At 38.8% G+C, this 14,874-nt stretch carries 12 protein-coding genes; 9 read left to right on the forward strand and 3 right to left on the reverse strand.

The window, feature by feature from the left end; translation table 11 throughout:
• The first annotated feature begins 16 nt into the window (after nucleotides 1–16).
• The 7 genes from AC0C45_RS06915 to AC0C45_RS06945 all read left to right on the forward strand — a co-directional run bounded on the left by AC0C45_RS06915 (nucleotide 17) and on the right by AC0C45_RS06945 (nucleotide 9,366).
• A complete protein-coding gene (locus tag AC0C45_RS06915; protein WP_016763027.1) occupies nucleotides 17–1,090 on the forward strand; it encodes a carbamoyl phosphate synthase small subunit in 1,074 nt (357 codons plus the stop codon).
• Nucleotides 1,083–4,193, forward strand: coding sequence for a carbamoyl phosphate synthase large subunit (locus AC0C45_RS06920; protein WP_472927990.1), 3,111 nt, complete (start codon nucleotides 1,083–1,085; stop codon nucleotides 4,191–4,193). Before AC0C45_RS06915 ends, AC0C45_RS06920 begins: the two co-directional genes overlap by 8 nt.
• Entirely contained in the window at nucleotides 4,190–5,140 is a 951-nt protein-coding gene (argF, locus tag AC0C45_RS06925; protein WP_016763029.1) for an ornithine carbamoyltransferase, read from the forward strand. The genes AC0C45_RS06920 and argF overlap by 4 nt, the downstream gene beginning before the upstream one ends.
• Before the next feature lie 103 nt (nucleotides 5,141–5,243).
• A complete protein-coding gene (locus AC0C45_RS06930; RefSeq protein ID WP_016763030.1) occupies nucleotides 5,244–5,888 on the forward strand; it encodes an SDR family oxidoreductase in 645 nt (214 codons plus the stop codon).
• A gap of 129 nt (nucleotides 5,889–6,017) precedes the next feature.
• Complete coding sequence (locus tag AC0C45_RS06935) at nucleotides 6,018–6,197, forward strand: YjzC family protein (protein WP_013055394.1); 180 nt, start codon at nucleotides 6,018–6,020, stop codon at nucleotides 6,195–6,197.
• 114 nt (nucleotides 6,198–6,311) lie between these two features.
• Entirely contained in the window at nucleotides 6,312–8,915 is a 2,604-nt protein-coding gene (gene clpB / locus AC0C45_RS06940; RefSeq protein WP_472927991.1) for an ATP-dependent chaperone ClpB, read from the forward strand.
• Between the two features lie 199 nt (nucleotides 8,916–9,114).
• Complete coding sequence (locus AC0C45_RS06945; protein WP_014461601.1) at nucleotides 9,115–9,366, forward strand: hypothetical protein; 252 nt, start codon at nucleotides 9,115–9,117, stop codon at nucleotides 9,364–9,366.
• 28 nt (nucleotides 9,367–9,394) lie between these two features.
• Here the strand turns inward: AC0C45_RS06945 and AC0C45_RS06950 are convergent, their stop codons facing one another.
• Nucleotides 9,395–10,288, reverse strand: coding sequence for a helix-turn-helix domain-containing protein (locus tag AC0C45_RS06950; protein ID WP_472927992.1), 894 nt, complete (start codon nucleotides 10,286–10,288; stop codon nucleotides 9,395–9,397).
• A gap of 338 nt (nucleotides 10,289–10,626) precedes the next feature.
• Between AC0C45_RS06950 and AC0C45_RS06955 the strand changes: the two genes are divergently transcribed.
• Together AC0C45_RS06955 and galT are read left to right on the forward strand one after the other, a co-directional pair.
• Nucleotides 10,627–11,805 (forward strand): galactokinase, encoded by a 1,179-nt coding sequence (locus tag AC0C45_RS06955; RefSeq protein ID WP_047931012.1) that lies wholly within the window; start codon nucleotides 10,627–10,629, stop codon nucleotides 11,803–11,805.
• A gap of 32 nt (nucleotides 11,806–11,837) precedes the next feature.
• Nucleotides 11,838–13,361, forward strand: coding sequence for a UDP-glucose--hexose-1-phosphate uridylyltransferase (galT, locus tag AC0C45_RS06960; RefSeq protein ID WP_047931011.1), 1,524 nt, complete (start codon nucleotides 11,838–11,840; stop codon nucleotides 13,359–13,361).
• 42 nt (nucleotides 13,362–13,403) lie between these two features.
• Here the strand turns inward: galT and AC0C45_RS06965 are convergent, their stop codons facing one another.
• Together AC0C45_RS06965 and AC0C45_RS06970 are read right to left on the reverse strand one after the other, a co-directional pair.
• Nucleotides 13,404–14,288 (reverse strand): NAD(P)-dependent oxidoreductase, encoded by an 885-nt coding sequence (locus tag AC0C45_RS06965; protein ID WP_034654398.1) that lies wholly within the window; start codon nucleotides 14,286–14,288, stop codon nucleotides 13,404–13,406.
• A 202-nt stretch (nucleotides 14,289–14,490) separates the two neighbouring features.
• Entirely contained in the window at nucleotides 14,491–14,679 is a 189-nt protein-coding gene (locus AC0C45_RS06970) for a YjzD family protein (protein WP_013055400.1), read from the reverse strand.
• Between the last annotated feature and the right edge of the window lie 195 nt (nucleotides 14,680–14,874).

A 14,874-nucleotide genomic window follows, 5' to 3' on the forward strand; every position in this document is an offset into this window, starting at 1 on the left:
CGAAGAGGGATGCACAATGAACGGATATTTACACTTAGCAAACGGCGATTCGTTCGCCGGACACATTGAACATACAGCAACGCACCAGGCAGAAGGAGAAATTGTTTTCTTTACTGGAATGACTGGTTATCAAGAAGTTGTGACTGATCCATCTTACAAAGATCAAATTATCGTCTTTACGTACCCTTTGATTGGGAACTATGGTATCAATGAAAAAGATTATGAAAGCAAAAAGCCTCACGTAGCAGGCGTTGTCGTATACGAATGTTCAGATGAAGGGTTCCATTACGAAGCGATGTACAGCTTTAAACAATATTTAAAGAAATGGAACATTCCGCTTATTACACATGTGGATACGAGAGCGGTCGTAAAACGAATTCGAAAAGAAGGTACGATGCAATCTGCCTTTTCGACATCTGCTGAACCACCAGCATTTACTGCTGAATGCGATGGATATGTAGTAAAAGAAGTATCAACAAAAGAGCCTGTTACTTACGGGAACGGTGAAAAACACGTTGTATTAATGGACTTTGGCTATAAAAAATCAATTTTACAAGAGCTGTTAAATCGAGGCTGCAAAGTAACAGTTGTTCCTTATTCTACAAGCTCTTCAAAAGTAAAAGAGCTGCAGCCGGATGGCATTGTCTTATCAAACGGACCTGGAGATCCAACCCAAGTGAGCAGTCAGCTGGATGAATTAAAAGAAATTATTTCATCGTATCCAACTTTGGGAATTTGCTTTGGACATCAGTTAATTGGGCTTGCTTTTGGGGCACAAACCAAAAAGCTGGCGTTCGGTCACCGAGGAGCTAATCAGCCTGTAATTGATTTAACGAATAACAAAGTGTGTATGACGTCTCAAAACCATAGCTATGTCGTAGATGAACAGACGATTACGTCTACGCCATTAAACGTTCGATTTAAAAATGTGAATGACGGATCGGTTGAAGGTTTAATGCATAAAGACCTTCCTGTTATGTCGGTTCAATATCATCCAGAAGCACATCCTGGACCAAGTGACAGCACGTATATCTTTGATGAATTTATGACGAAAGTACAGCAAGTAGGGAGCGGAAAAGTATATGCCTAAAGACCAAACGTTAAAAAAGATTTTAGTAATCGGATCAGGACCAATCGTAATCGGGCAAGCAGCAGAATTTGATTATTCAGGAACTCAGGCATGCTTGTCATTAAAAGAAGAAGGTTATGAAGTTATCTTAATCAATAATAATCCAGCTACAATTATGACGGACACTCACGTAGCAGACCGAATCTATTTTGAACCATTAACAGTAGACTGCGTAGAGAAAATTATTGCAAAAGAAAAGCCGGACGGTTTGTTAGCAACATTAGGTGGACAGACGGGTTTAAACTTAGCACTTGAGCTTCATGAACAAAACATTTTGCCAAAATATGATGTGAAACTTTTAGGAACGCCGATTGAATCAATCAAAAAAGGTGAAAGTCGTGAAGAGTTCCGCGCATTGATGAATGAACTGAATGAACCGGTGCCGGAAAGTGAAGTTGTTACAAAAGTAGAAGAAGCGTTAGCTTTTGCCAAGAAAATTGGTTTTCCTGTTATTGTACGTCCTGCTTATACGCTAGGCGGAACGGGCGGAGGAATTGCTCATTCTATGGAAGAGCTTGAAAAGCTTTCAGCGTCAGGTTTGCGTGAAAGTGCTATTACTCAGTGCTTAATTGAAAAAAGCATCGCCGGATTTAAAGAGGTTGAGTACGAGGTTATGCGTGACGTAAACAATACGTGCATCACAATTTGTAATATGGAGAACATCGATCCCGTAGGCGTCCATACTGGAGATTCGGTGGTCGTTGCTCCTTCTCAAACACTAACAGACGTGGAATATCAAATGCTTCGCTCTGCTTCAGTTAAAATTATTTCATCGCTTGGCATTATTGGGGGTTGCAACATTCAGTTTGCGCTTGATCCAAAAAGCAAGCAGTACTATTTAATTGAAGTAAATCCGCGTGTGAGCCGTTCGTCTGCTCTTGCATCAAAAGCAACTGGCTATCCGATTGCCAAAATTGCTGCAAAGCTATCGGTAGGCTACACGCTTCATGAATTATTAAATCCTGTGACAGGAGACACGTATGCAAGCTTTGAACCTGCTCTTGACTATGTAGTAGTGAAATTTCCAAGGTGGCCGTTTGACAAGTTTTTCTACGCTGAAAGAACGCTTGGTACGCAAATGAAAGCAACTGGAGAAGTAATGGCTATTGACCGTAACTTTACACGTAGCTTCCAAAAAGCATTATCTTCTTTAGAAATTGACTTACAAGGATTAGAAGTAGAAGAACTGCAAGAACTTTCAACGGATGAATTAAAAAGCAGGCTAGGTGAACAAAGCGATGAGCGTATTTTTGTTATCCTTGAGCTTTTACGCCGCGGTACAACGCCTGAGTATATCCATGAAGTAACACAAATTGATTATTTCTATTTAACACACTTTGCACAGCTGATTAAAATGGAAGCATCTTTAAAAGAAGTACGTTTTGATTCGATTACAGCTGAACAATTCAAGCAAGTGAAGGAACATGGTTTTACAGATGCGTATCTAGCAGACGTATGGAATGTGCCAGAACTTGAGGTAAGAGCGAAACGTAAAGCACTACATATTACGCCAAGCTATAAAATGGTGGATACATGTGCAGCGGAGTTTGAATCTTCAACGGCTTATTTCTACTCTAGTTACTACGGCGAAAGTGAGATTGAACCATCAACGAATAAAAAAGTTGCGATTATCGGTTCTGGACCAATTCGTATCGGGCAAGGAGTAGAGTTCGACTACAGCTCTGTACACGGTGTGCTAGCTCTTGAAAAAGAAGGATACGAAACGATTTTAATTAACAATAATCCAGAAACGGTAAGTACAGATTTTGAAGTAGCAGATCGCTTATATTTTGAACCTGTAACAGTAGAGGACGTATTAAATGTTCTTGATGCTGAAAATGTAACGGATGTAATTGTTCAATACGGAGGTCAAACGGCTATTTCGCTTGTTAAAGGTCTAGAAGAAGCTGGCGTTAATTTACTAGGGATTACAAATGATGTCATTGATGCACTTGAAGATCGTGACCTGTTTTATAAGCTCTTAGATGACTGTGATATTCTGCATATCCCAGGTGAAATGGCGAAGGACGCGAAAGAACTTGTAAAAAAAGCAAAAGATATGGGCTTCCCATTACTTATTCGTCCTTCTTACGTGATTGGCGGAAAAGGAATGCTGACAATTCAAAACGAAACGGAGCTGCAGGCTTGTTTACCGGCTATTAAAGCGTCTCATTTCCCAATGCTTATTGATGCTTACTTCCCGGGAAAAGAAGCAGAAGTTGACGTGGTAGCAGATGGAAAAGATGTGTTGATTCCGACAATCGTTGAACATATTGAAAAAGCCGGCGTTCATTCAGGAGACAGCTATGCGCTTTTACCAGCAAAAACAGTAAAAGCAGCACATAAAGAAAAAATGGTGAGCTACGCTCAAAAAATTGTAACCAAACTTCAATATAAAGGGATTATGAATATCCAATATGTTATTTACAACGATGAAGTCTACATGCTGGAAGTTAATCCGCGTGCCAGCCGTACAGTGCCTGTAGTAAGCAAAGTGTGCAACACGCCGCTTGTTTCGCTATCAACTCAAATATTGCTTGGGAAATCATTGTCGGAAATTAGTGAAAAGCTAGGTTTATTGCCGGATCCGGCTTACACAACTATCAAGTTTCCAGTGTTTTCGACAAGTAAATTATCAGGAGTTGATCCACTTGTTGGACCAGAAATGAAGTCAACTGGTGAAGGAATTGCGATTTCTTCAACGATTGAAGAAGCAGCAAAAAAAGTATTCCATCAGTATGTGTTAAGTAAAAAAGGTGCTGCAGAAGTGTATATCAACGGAGAGGCGCAGGGCCTTGAAGAGCTTGCGCAAAGCGCGGGATTAACTCTTGTTAAAGATAAAGAAGTTAGTGAATGGGTGAAAACGAAAGAAGCTTTATTATATGTAAGTTTACAGCCTGAAGATAAAGAAAGCCGTATGTCAGCATTAAAACACGGTTTAATGGTTATGACGGAGGCAGAAACGGCTTCGCTATTTTTCCAATCGTTCCAAGTCGATGAATATCACGTTTCATCACTGCAAGAATGGTTTCAAAAAACTAAAAAGGAAGTGACAGTATCATGAGTACAGTCTCGGTAAATACGAATTTAAAAGGAAAAGATTTGCTTACACTTAAAGATTTATCATCAGACGATATTATGTCACTTTTAGAAAGCGCCATTGAGCTGAAAGAAAAGCATAAAAATGGTGAAATCGTAACATCGTTAAAAGGAAAAACGCTGGGGCTCATTTTTGAAAAATCTTCAACAAGAACAAGAGTCTCATTTGAAGCGGGAATGATGCAGCTTGGAGGAAACGCCCTCTTTTTAAGCAGCCAAGATTTACAGATTGGACGCGGAGAAACGATTGCTGATACAGCACGCGTACTATCTGAATTTATCGATGCTATAATGATTCGTACGTTTGAACACAGCAAGATCGAAGAGCTTGCAGATTACGCATCCATTCCCGTTATTAATGGTTTGACAGATGATTATCATCCTTGTCAGGCTCTAGCTGATTTATTAACGATCTACGAGCACAAGAAATCATTTGAAGGGCTAAAAGTAGCGTATGTTGGAGACGGAAATAATGTAGCGCATTCGTTAATGATTGCCTGTGCAAAAATGGGGATAGATATTTCAATTGGATGCCCTGATGGATATGAGCCAAAAGACTTTGTAACAGCTTATGTTCATGAAATAGCTGCTACAACAGGTGCGAAGGTTACGATTACAAAAGATCCTGTAGAAGCTGTGAAAAATGCCGATGCTATTTATGCAGACGTATGGACAAGTATGGGACAGGAAGAAGAAGCACAGCAACGCTTGAAAATATTTGCTCCTTATCAAGTAAATGAAGAACTAGCTGCCTATGCTAAGTCAGACTATTTATTTCTGCACTGTTTGCCTGCGCATCGTGAAGAAGAAGTAACAGCAAGCGTTATTGACGGACCAAATTCTGTTGTTTTTCAGCAGGCTGGAAATCGTATGCATGTACAAAAAGCTTTGCTGCAAGCCATTTTAGCTTAAGAGAAAAACCCTTTCTGAGAATAGCAGAAGGGGTTTTTTGTTTAAAGGGAATTAATTGTGGGAACATCAACTGTATACTAAACAGAACGAAAGGTGATTTATGATGAAAGTATTAGTTGTTGGAGCAAACGGAACAACGGGAAAACAAGTGGTAGAAAAAGTTGCAAACAGCAAGCATCACGAAGCTTATGCGATGATTCGCGACGAAAAGCAAGCAGACGCGTTAAAGAAGCTGGGTGCCAACGTTGTGCTTGGTGACTTGGAGCAAGATGTTTCAGATGCTTTAAAAGGTATGGACGCTGTCATATTTGCAGCAGGTTCTGGAGGACATACGGGAGACGAAAAAACAATCGCTGTGGATCAAAACGGCGCTAAAAATATCATTGATGAAGCAAAAAATCAAGGCGCAAAGCGCTTTGTTATGTTAAGTTCAATGGGAACAGACGCACCTGAACAAGGACCAGAAGGCTTACAGCTTTACCTGCGTGCGAAAGCGATAGCGGATGAATACTTAAAGCAGTCTAATCTACAGTATACAATTGTACGACCAGGAACTTTATCGAATGATCAAGCTACTGGGAAAATTGATATCAATAATGATATTGAAGATAAATCTCAGACGATTCCCCGAGCAGATGTAGCAGCCGTGCTTGTAGAATGTCTAAACGAAGAAGCTACGATAGGAAAAACGTTTGAAATGCTAGCTGGAGAAACTGAAATCGAACAAGCTATCAAATTTACTCATTAATATAAAAGGGCGGATCTAAAGGTCTGCTCTTTTTCTCTGCCTAATATGAAAACATCTCCATTATGAAACAGAAATCTTAAGGGAATAGTATAGGAGAACATTTCATTTCAGGAATGAGGAGGCAGGACAATGGGACAAAATCGTCATTTCACACCGGGTCAAAAAGCTCCTAATAACGGAGTGTATATTGAAATTGGTGAAACAGGAAGTAACGTAAATAATCCTCAAAAGGTTAAATTAAAAGCAGGAGAGCGTTTTCCAGAGACGGCCAACGATGATCGCCACTGGACGTACATGCGTAAGCCTTAAATAGTAAAAAATAAAGAAGCCATTCTAAATTGAATGGCTTTACTTGTTTTCCTATTGCTGGGTATAATGAAATAAAGGTCAATAAAGGTCAAATGTATCGAAGGAGGATGTTCAATGGATATAAATAAAATGACCCAAAAATTGCAAGAAGGCGTGATGGAAGCGCAGTCCGAAGCTATTAAACGAAATCAGCAGGAAGTGGATATTGCTCATTTGCTTTATACGCTCATTCATCAGCAAGATGGTATTGCTCCTCGCATATTAGATCATTTACATATAGATCATCAATCTTTTCAGCAGCAGGTAAATCAATTGCTTGCGAAAAAACCAGCCGTTACAGGAAGTGGTGCTGAAGCAGGGAAGGTTTATATTACGAATAAACTTCAGCAGCTGTTTGTTAAAGCTCAAGAAGAAGCATCTCGTTTGCAAGATGATTACGTTTCAGTTGAGCACATCTTTTTAGCATTAGCACAGGAACCGTCTTCTAGTGAATATGGCAAGTTATTTTCAAGTCACGGTATAACAAAAAAAGCTCTGCAAGATGTGCTTACCAGCCTTCGAGGAAATCAGCGAATTACAAGTCAAAATCCCGAAGTCACATATGAAGCGTTAGCTAAATATGGAAGAGACTTAGTAGCAGAAGTACGAGCAGGCAACATTGATCCAGTCATTGGACGAGACGGAGAAATTCGCCGCGTTATCCGCATTTTATCGCGAAAAACAAAAAACAATCCAGTTTTGATAGGAGAACCTGGCGTTGGTAAAACAGCGATTGTTGAAGGTCTAGCACAGCGTATTGTTCGCCGAGATGTGCCTGAAGGATTAAAAGATAAAACCATCTTTTCATTAGATATGGGAGCTTTAGTAGCAGGAGCGAAATTCAGGGGAGAATTTGAAGAGCGTTTAAAAGCTGTTCTTCAAGAAGTTAAGAAAAGCAACGGTCAAATTCTTTTATTCATTGACGAGCTTCATACAATCGTTGGAGCAGGCCGTACGGATGGAGCGATGGATGCAGGGAACATTTTAAAACCAATGCTTGCTAGAGGAGAACTTCACTGTATAGGAGCTACAACTCTTGATGAGTATCGTCAGTATATTGAAAAAGATCCAGCGCTTGAAAGACGCTTTCAACAGGTACTGGTTGAAGAACCTTCAGTAGAAGATACAATCTCTATTTTACGTGGTTTAAAAGAACGATTTGAAATTCATCACGGAGTGAATATTCACGACCGAGCGATTGTTTCAGCAGCGGTTATGTCTGATCGTTATATATCAGATCGCTTTTTACCTGATAAAGCAATTGATTTAATTGATGAAGCATGCGCAACTATTCGAACAGAAATTGATTCGATGCCATCAGAATTAGATGAAGTTACACGACGTGTCATGCAGCTTGAAATTGAAGAAGCGGCATTAAGTAAAGAAACAGATCAAGCAAGCATCACAAGGTTAGAGGCAATTCGAAAAGAAGTCTCTGATTTAAGAGAACGTGCAGATACAATGAAGCTGCAGTGGGAAAAAGAAAAGCAGTCGATTCAAACGGTGCAAGATGTCCGGGAGCAGCTTGAAAAAGCGAAGCGAGACCTAGAAGAAGCTGAAGGGAAATATGATTTAAATAAAGCAGCTGAACTTCGCCACGGACGCATTCCAGCTCTTGAAAAAAAACTAAAACAGCTGGAAGAAACAGCTGCTGAAAAAGCACAAGAAAACCGTTTGTTAAGAGAAGAAGTAACAGAAGAAGAAATTGCTGAAATTGTAGGAAGATGGACGGGAATTCCGGTATCAAAACTAGTTGAAGGGGAAAGAGAAAAGCTGTTGAAGCTTGAGTCAATTTTACAGCAGCGTGTGATTGGACAAGATGAAGCTGTATCCTTAGTGACGGATGCTGTGATTCGCGCACGGGCAGGCATTAAAGACCCGAACCGTCCGATTGGGTCATTTATTTTCCTAGGACCTACCGGAGTAGGAAAAACGGAGCTAGCCAAAACGCTGGCACATTCTTTATTTGACAGTGAAGAACAAATGGTTCGTATTGATATGTCTGAGTACATGGAAAAGCATGCGGTCTCTAGGCTTATAGGAGCGCCTCCTGGCTATGTAGGATACGAAGAAGGCGGCCAGCTAACGGAAGCGGTGAGACGCAAGCCTTATTCAGTCGTTTTGTTAGATGAAATTGAAAAAGCCCATCCCGAAGTATTTAATGTGCTCCTTCAAATACTAGATGATGGAAGAGCAACAGATTCAAAAGGAAAAGTCATTGATTTTAAAAACACAGTTATTATTATGACGTCGAATATCGGTTCTCAATTTTTATTAGACGGTTTAACAAGTGAAGGCGAGATTACTGAAAAAGCCAGAGAGCAAGTGATGGCTCAATTAAGACAGCATTTTCGTCCAGAATTCTTAAATCGAGTAGACGACACGATTTTATTCAAACCGCTAACTGTTCATGAAGTAAAAGGGATTATTGATAAGCTATTGGTTCAGCTTGAAAAGCGTTTATCCGATCGTCATATTTCGTTAACGTTAACAGAAGAAGCAAAAAATTATATTGCAGCCTCCGGATTTGATCCGGTATACGGAGCTCGCCCTTTAAAAAGGTTTATTCAAAAATATATTGAAACAAAAATTGCCAGAGAATTAATTGCAGGGCAAATTGAAGATTATAGTCAAGTGACAGTTGATGTAAAAGATGATGAGTTTGTTGTCAGCGTATAAGTTTTCTAAAAAGATCATTCATGATAAATTGAATGGTCTTTTTTTGCTATTAAAAGCAGCTCTTCTTTTAAAATAAATGAAAAGAAATGAAAGAAAATACGTGAGAGCTAAGCGTAAAAACTTATTCAGTTTTAGGTTGTAGAATATATCTAATTCATTTATGATAATACAAAATGGGCAAAGGAGCATGAATGAGCACATGAAGGACCGTATAGAGCTTATATATGACGAAGCATACGATTTTATAGATCAGGCATTAACTAAAATAAGAGCGCTGGATAAAAATGATCTTCAAGCTGAAAATGAAGAAGTGCAGGAAAAGGCAGAACGGACAGAGTTTGCACTTCAAGCTGCACGAGATATTTTAGAAAATATGATTATCCCGGGTAAAAAATTGACTTTTATTTACGAAAAAGGTTCTGTGGTAGTAGAAATTCCCGATAAAAAATAAAAACGACTTCCTTTTATGGAAGTCGTTTTTATTTTGGCAATGCAAAGTGCTCATCAATGGATGCATCACTTTTTCGATACTGCCCGGGTGTCATATTGGTCGTTTTGCGAAATACTTTTGTTAAATAATTGGCATTTGCATAGCCGACGTTTTCAGCAATTTCTTCGATTGAGTACTTGGTTTGATGCAATAGCTCGGCCGCTTTTTGAATGCGAAGCTTCGTTAAGTATTGAATCGGCGTAATCCCAGTCGTTTGTTTGAATAACCGGCTAAAATGATAGCGAGATAAATGAGCTGCATCTGCCATTTCATCCGGACCGATTTCTTCATGATAATGATTACGGGCAAATAAAATAGAGCTAATAATACTTTCAGGCCAATCTTCTGTAAAACTGTCCATGCTTTTAATATATTGGTACAGCTCCATTACAAAGCGGTAAGATAAGCTTGAGGCATGAAATGGATCTGCTATATGTTTTTCACTTGCCCGCTTATATATTTGAGCAAGCAGCTGAACAGGTGCTGATTCAGGGTGAAACCGTATTACAGGAGAGTGGATTGACTGAATATAATCCCAGCATTTTTGTACTTCATCTCCGTATAATGTAAGAAAAATAAACTCCCAGTTTTCACTTTCCTTTGGTAAGTAATAGCGATAATTTCCAGGTATATTGACGATGAATGCTTTCCCAGCATCCACTTTATATTCTTGTCCATCTATTTCAATCATTCCGTACCCAGAAACCGTGTATTGAAAAATATATTTCCCTACGTCTTTTCGCTGATTTCCGCTCCAGTTATAAAGGGGAGAGAAAACTTCATCCCACCCAACAGACCATAGCTGCGCAACTTCATTTGTGCGGGATTCTAAAAACCTGTATGCGTACGTTGAATATTCTTGAGCTTGGAAATGTGAGAGCAAATTTTCACCTTCTTTTTGAAATAAAGTAGTACTTAATTCTTACTTTAACGTAATCGCTTTCATTTTTCTATAATTTTTTGAAAATATCGTGATTATTTTTAGGGGATGTCTCTAAATCTATTATTTTCATATCATTTGCAAGTCAAGGCTTACATAAAGATAACACCTTTTTGGCGTAAGAGTAGTTCATCGTCAATTCAAAAGAATCATTTTCAAAGTGATAAGCAAAAAAGTACCGATTATCAATAGTAATTTTACCATTGAGGCAAAGAAAAATGGACTTTACAATGTACATATGAATCCGTTTCCAAAAAACTACTTAAAATAGGTGATAATAAATGCTGGGAAAATTAATCGAAGAGTTCAAACAAATATTTCATTCGTCACAAGCTATTCGCTGCTTTTTTGCGCCAGGACGTGTCAATTTAATTGGAGAACATACTGATTATAATGGAGGGCATGTTTTTCCTTGTTCATTGAGTATAGGAACGTATGCGGTAGTACAAAAACGTCATGATCGAAAAATACGTATGTACTCTAAAAACTTCTCTGAAGCAGGAGTTATTGAATCCTCTCTAGAGCAATTAACGTACAAAACCGAAGATGATTGGGCTAATTATCCAAAAGGAGTAATGGACACCTTTAAAAAGCACGGATATGATCTTCTTTTTGGTTTTGATATCTTGTTTTTTGGCAATATTCCTAACGGAGCAGGGCTTTCATCATCAGCATCAATTGAGTTAGTCACATGCGTACTTTTAAATAAAATTTTTGAATTGAATATTGATATGATGGACCTTGTAAAAATGGCGCAGCAAGCTGAAAATGAATTTATCGGCGTAAGCTGCGGGATTATGGATCAGTTTGCAATTGGAATGGGAAAGGAAAATCAAGCCGTATTGTTAAACTGTCAAACTCTTGAATACCAGTATAGCCCGCTGCAATTAACAGATGCTGTGCTCGTTATTTCTAATACAAATAAGCGAAGAGGACTGGCAGACTCAAAATATAATGAACGCCGCATGGAGTGTGAAAGAGCGCTGTCAGATTTGCAAACGTCACTTTCTATTAATTCGCTTGGTGATTTAACCAAAGAGCAATTTGAAAAGTACAAATTTTTGATACAAAATGAAGTAGATTGTAAGCGCGCTAAACATGCGGTATATGAAAATGAACGCACAAAAGAAGCGGTTGCTAAATTGCAAAACGGTGATTTAAAAGGGTTTGGTCAATTGATGAATGAATCGCACTGCTCACTGCGAGATGACTATGAAGTAAGTGGGAAAGAACTAGATGCTCTTGTAGAAGCAGCTTGGTTGCAAGAAGGTGTGATTGGATCACGCATGACGGGTGCAGGCTTTGGCGGCTGTACAATTAGCATCGTACAAAAAGCACAGGTTGATAGGTTTATTGAACAAGTAAGGGATACCTATTATGAGAAAACGAGTTTAGAAGCTGAATTTTATGTGGTTACCGTTGGAGAAGGAGCGCGTGAACTCACATTAGAAGCAGTATAAGAGAAAACACAGATAGAGAAAGGAACGAGTGTATGTCAGTCAACATTCATGAAGAAATCACCCGACTTATTCAATATGGTTTACAAAAGAATCTATTAACAAAATGGGATATAGATGTGGTGAGAAATAAACTGCTGGAAGTGTTAAAGCTCGACGAATGTATTATAGTAGAAGTCAAAGAAGAACGTCTGGAACATCCAGCTGCTATTTTAGACAACATGCTTGATTGGGCTGCAGAAAACAATCGAATCGCCGAGAATTCTATCACGTATAGAGATTTATTCGATACCAAAATAATGGGATGCTTTGCAAGCATGCCTTCAGAGGTTAATCGGACATTTTATGAACACTATCAGCAAAGCCCCCAAAAAGCCACAAGCTATTATTATAAGCTGTCAAAAGACATTCACTATATTCGCAGAGACCGAATTGCTAAAAACGAAAGATGGGTAACAAACACTGACTTTGGAGAACTTGAAATTACTATTAACTTATCCAAGCCGGAAAAAGATCCAAAAGCAATTGCAGCAAGCAAATCATTGAAGGAAAGCAACTATCCGCTGTGTCTGCTCTGTAAAGAAAATGCTGGTTATGCAGGTCGTATTAACCACCCAGCTCGTCAAAATCATCGGATTATTCCTGTGGAATTACAGGAAGAGCTGTGGTACATGCAGTTTTCACCTTATGTTTATTATAATGAACATGCCATTGTTTTTGCGAGTGAACATACACCCATGCATATTTCAAAGCAAACGTTTAAGCGGCTGCTTGCCTTCGTTGAACAATTTCCACATTATTTTTTAGGATCAAATGCAGATCTACCCATCGTAGGAGGATCTATTTTAACTCATGACCACTTTCAAGGCGGCTATCATGATTTTCCTATGGCTAAAGCAAAAATAAATAAATTGTTCTCTCTTAAAGCATATCCAGACGTGAAAGCTGGAATTGTTCATTGGCCGATGTCGGTCGTTCGTCTTCAAAGTTCGCACCTTACACCATTAGTAGAAGCAGCGGATTTCATTTTGAAGAAATGGAAATCATATAGTGATCAAAGTGCTGGTATTTTAGCTTTTACAGATCAAACTCCTCACAACACGGTCACGCCTATTGCTAGGAAAAGAGGGGATTTGTACGAATTAGATTTAGTACTGCGAAACAATCGAACAAACGGCAAACATCCAGGTGGCATTTATCATCCGCATGCAGAAGTTCATCATATCAAAAAAGAGAACATAGGTTTAATCGAAGTAATGGGGCTTGCGGTTTTACCTGGTCGTTTGAAAGACGAAATGAGTCTAGTGGCCAAAGGGTTAGTTCAGAATAACCTGAACGAGTTAGCCAGCAGACATGATCAAGTGCAAAAACATGTAAAATGGGCCGAACAAATCGAGAAAAAATATCCACATATTGAAGAGCAAAATGTCCAAAGCATTCTCCAACAAGAGCTCGGTTTGGTTTTTGCAACTATCTTAGAACATGCAGGTGTGTTTAAACAAAACACTGAAGGGCAGCTCGCATTCAGTCGTTTTATGAATTCGTTAAATGAAGCGTAAATCATTAATAAAAACAGGCAGCTCATAATGAGCTGCCTGTTTTTATACAGTTAGGGCATGCTGTTTTAAAAGGGTATACAGAGCCTGTGTTCCTTTATTATCATCGCCTTGTTTTTCGAGCTGTTCATAAAGCGATTTTGCTAACTTTAGCCCTGGTGTATACAGCTCCATTTCTTCAGCTGATTCAATGGCAATTTTCATATCTTTAATAAAGTGTTTAATATAAAAACCTGGTTCGAAGTCTCCTTTAATCATGCGAGGAGCTAAATTGCTTAACGACCAGCTTCCAGCTGCTCCTGTTTCAATACTTTTTAAAACGGTGTTTGGATCTAACCCAGCTCTTTCAGCATAGAGTATCGCTTCACACACGCCCATCATATTAGAGGCAATAGCAATTTGATTGCACATTTTTGTATGTTGACCAGCACCAGAACTTCCTTGAAGAACGATATTTGTTCCCATTTTTTCAAGAATAGGCGTAACGGCAGAGAATGCTTCAGAATCCCCTCCTACCATAATCGCTAATGTTGCTTTCTGAGCCCCAATATCCCCTCCTGAAACAGGAGCGTCAAGCGCATGAATGTGCTTCTCTTTTGCTGCTTGATAAATCTCACGAGCAAGTATAGGGCTTGATGTCGTCATATCAATTGTATAGCAGCCTTTCTTTGCATTATGTATAATGCCATCTTTGCCTAAATAAATCTCTTTTACATCGTGAGGATAGCCTACCATGGTGATAATAACATCAGATTGTTCGGCCACTTCTTGAACGGTTTCTTTCCAGTTGGCCCCTTTTTCAAGTAGTGCTTGAGCACGAGTTTTTGTTCGCGTATAAACAAGGACTTCATATCCTGCGTCAATTAAATGCCCGGCCATGCTTTGACCCATAACGCCTGTTCCGATAAAACCAATTTTTTCTTTAGTCACAGCAGTATTCACTCCTATAATTAATAGTTTGATTATTCTAAAATTATATAGTTAAAGGTTAGGATAATCAATGATTATGAATGTATATAAATGTAAAAAATAGCTTCAATCATTTGTTTTGAATACGAGTTAACGAAAGAAATTGCTGAGAAGAGCTTATGCCAAAAGATAAAAAAAGCGCTGGCTTTACAGCCAACACTTTTTAGTGATGATTATTTGCTGGTTTATTCGGTACACCCAGTTCTCCAATCAAAATTACAACTAGCGTGAAAACTACTCCAAGGATGGAAGCGGTTGCGAAACTGTAAGTACCGCCCGTCATTGCAGAGATTACGTACACTGCCATATTCATTAGTAAAAAGCCCCAAACAAAAGCCATTACGACACGCATTCTATTCACCTCGTTTACAGTACAGTTTGATTTCATTTTAGCATATAGCAGTCAAATAAGAAATTGAATTTTTTATGAATAAATAAGGGGCGTGTTCCCATGCAGAAACAAAAGAGCAATAAGTCAGAAATAGGCATTATTCTAGTGCGCTTTTTGATGGTTCTATCATACACTGTATGGAACAACTAGTAAGTT

The organism is Priestia sp. VA7 (assembly GCF_055710015.1).

Coding starts and splice junctions, on each gene's coding strand:
- AC0C45_RS06915 (WP_016763027.1), top strand. CDS start 17: ATGAACGGATATTTACACTTAGCAAACGGCGATTCGTTCGCCGGACAC.
- AC0C45_RS06920 (WP_472927990.1), top strand. CDS start 1,083: ATGCCTAAAGACCAAACGTTAAAAAAGATTTTAGTAATCGGATCAGGA.
- argF (WP_016763029.1), top strand. CDS start 4,190: ATGAGTACAGTCTCGGTAAATACGAATTTAAAAGGAAAAGATTTGCTT.
- AC0C45_RS06930 (WP_016763030.1), top strand. CDS start 5,244: ATGAAAGTATTAGTTGTTGGAGCAAACGGAACAACGGGAAAACAAGTG.
- AC0C45_RS06935 (WP_013055394.1), top strand. CDS start 6,018: ATGGGACAAAATCGTCATTTCACACCGGGTCAAAAAGCTCCTAATAAC.
- clpB (WP_472927991.1), top strand. CDS start 6,312: ATGGATATAAATAAAATGACCCAAAAATTGCAAGAAGGCGTGATGGAA.
- AC0C45_RS06945 (WP_014461601.1), top strand. CDS start 9,115: ATGAAGGACCGTATAGAGCTTATATATGACGAAGCATACGATTTTATA.
- AC0C45_RS06955 (WP_047931012.1), top strand. CDS start 10,627: ATGCTGGGAAAATTAATCGAAGAGTTCAAACAAATATTTCATTCGTCA.
- galT (WP_047931011.1), top strand. CDS start 11,838: ATGTCAGTCAACATTCATGAAGAAATCACCCGACTTATTCAATATGGT.
- AC0C45_RS06970 (WP_013055400.1), bottom strand. CDS start 14,679: ATGCGTGTCGTAATGGCTTTTGTTTGGGGCTTTTTACTAATGAATATG.